Genomic DNA, 2,347 nt, shown 5'->3' on the forward strand with positions numbered 1-2,347 from the left:
CAGATGAAGGGCCGCGGCGTACGCATCGTCGGGGACGATGACCTGCGTAACGTGAACCCTGGCGAGAAGGTGCACAAGGACCGCTTCATCATCGTGGACTGCGTGGGCGTGTGCGAGCGTGACAAGACCGACAGCCGCCCGCTGGACCAGAAGAAGAGCGTGCCGCTGGAAGCGCTGCTGCAGGCCGTGAGCCTGGGCAACGTGGAGCCCGAGGTGCTGTCCAGCGTGGCCGTGCGCCTGGCGCGGCTGGACGCCCAGCTCAGCGATGCCGAACGTGCCAAGGTGCAGGCGCAAGCCGGCGGCCAGGGCCTGAAGGAACTCTCGCGCGGCATCGTGCAAGCGCTGGACCCGCGCGAAGACCGCTCGCCTCAGGAAGCCGAGGCCGCGCTGCGCAGCGCCGTCAAGCCGCTGGCGGACCCTGCGCTGCGAACGTTGATCGTCTCGCTCAAGGCCAGCAAAGACCTGGTGATCGACACCGTGACGCAAGACCGCGTGCTCGAAGCCGGTTTCAGCCAGGCCGCGCGCGAGCGCGCGCAAGGCATCGTGCAGAGCTTTGAAGCCTTCATCGTCCAGCACCGCGACGAGATCACCGCGCTGCAGATCCTCTACAACCGCCCCGCGAAAACGGGCGGAGCGCCGCTGAAGTTCGAAGACTTGAAGGCCCTGGCCGAGACCCTGCAGGCCCCGCCGCACCTGTGGACGGAAAGCCAGCTCTGGCAGGCCTATGCCGCGCTGGACGCCAGCCGCGTCAAGGGCGCCAGCCGCCGCCGCATCCTGACGGACCTGGTGTCACTGGTGCGTTACGCCATGCAGCAGGACAACGAACTGCTGCCCTACCCCGAGCGCGTGGCCGCCAACTTCAAGGCCTGGCTGGCGCAGCAGCAGGCGGCGGGCAAAGGCTTCACTGAAGAGCAGCGCTGGTGGCTGGAGAAGATGGCCGAACACATCGCCGCCAACCTGGGCCTGGAGGCCGAGGACTTCGGCTACGCCCCGTTCGACCAGCGTGGCGGCTTGGGGCGTGTGCACCAGCTCTTCGGGGCGGCGTTGCCGCAGGTGATGGATGAGTTGAATCGGGAGTTGGTGGCGTGAGTGCCGTGCCCGTCGTCGAGCTTGGCGGTGTCACCACGAAGGTCGGCAGCGGCGCAACTCCGCGGGGTGGCGAAGCTGCGTACAAACCTTCGGGCATCCCACTGATCCGCTCGATGAATGTCCACTTCGACGGGTTTCGGCGCGACGGTCTAGCGTTCCTAGATGAAGAGCAGGCCCGAGCGTTGAAGAACGTCGAAGTCCGTGCCGGCGACGTACTGCTCAACATCACCGGCGCGTCCATTGGGCGCGTAACCGTCGCACCGACCGCAATGGACGGGGCTCGCGTGAATCAGCACGTCTGCATTATTCGGCCAGATCAGCATCTCGATAGCTCGTTCCTTCGCTGGTACCTTGCGGCCCCATCCCAGCAGCGCCTCATCAACGGTATTGAATCCGGTGCGACGCGCCAAGCTCTGACCAAGGAGAAGATCCTCGGATTTGAGGTGCCGCTATTCCCCCTCTCGCGACAGCGAGAGATCGTCGCCGAAATCGAAAAGCAGTTCTCCCGCCTCGACGATGCCGTGGCCAACCTCAAGCGGGTCAAGGCCAACCTCAAGCGCTACAAGGCCGCCGTACTTGACGCTGCCGTGAAGGGAAGGATAGGACCTGACGACGCCGAAGGCGATGACGGAATGCCCAGGGATTGGCATTGGAGCACTGTTGGAGAGCTCGCAGTGGTTGGCACCGGTGCCACGCCGGCTCGAAGCAACGACGCGTTCTACCGAGGCGGCACGATTCCGTGGGTCACGAGTTCGGCAGTCAACGAGCCCTTCATCGATACCGCGGATCAGTTCGTCACCGACGAGGCACTGCGAAACACGAACCTGACGCTCTACCCGCCCGGGACGCTGCTTGTCGCGATGTACGGGGAAGGCAAGACTCGTGGCAAGTGCTCTGAGCTTCGTATCGCAGCGACTACGAATCAAGCGTTGGCGGCGCTTCAGGTGGATTCGGCTGTTCGGCCATGGCTCAAGCTGTTCTTTGAGCACAACTACAACAACACGCGCCGAATCGCATCGGGTGGCGTTCAGCCCAATCTGAACCTGGGGCTGCTCCGGTCCATAAGGCTGCCACGCCCACCTGTGAACAAGCAGCACCGCATCGTCGCCGAAGTCGACCGCCGCCTCTCCATCGTCCGAGAGGTCGAGGCCGAGGTCGATGCGAACCTCAAGCGCGCGCAGGCATTGCGACAGGCGGTGCTGACGCGCGCTTTCCGTGGCTGAGGTCGTCTGTAGACTGCGCCACCAGCCAGGGCTCG

General features: G+C 64.8%; 2 protein-coding genes. Both read left to right on the forward strand.

Translation table 11 applies throughout. The features are described from left to right. Positions 1 to 1,089, forward strand: a 1,089-nt coding sequence (locus ACOVRJ_RS01615; protein ID WP_422042164.1) for a type I restriction-modification enzyme R subunit C-terminal domain-containing protein, incomplete at its 5' end; no start/stop codon positions are given. After that, positions 1,086 to 2,312: a restriction endonuclease subunit S gene (locus tag ACOVRJ_RS01620; protein ID WP_422042165.1), complete on the forward strand. Its 1,227-nt coding sequence runs from the start codon at positions 1,086 to 1,088 to the stop codon at positions 2,310 to 2,312. The genes ACOVRJ_RS01615 and ACOVRJ_RS01620, both read left to right, overlap by 4 nt. Positions 2,313 to 2,347 lie beyond the last annotated feature (35 nt).

This window comes from Roseateles sp. (assembly GCF_049240545.1).
GTDB lineage: Bacteria > Pseudomonadota > Gammaproteobacteria > Burkholderiales > Burkholderiaceae_C > Paucibacter_A.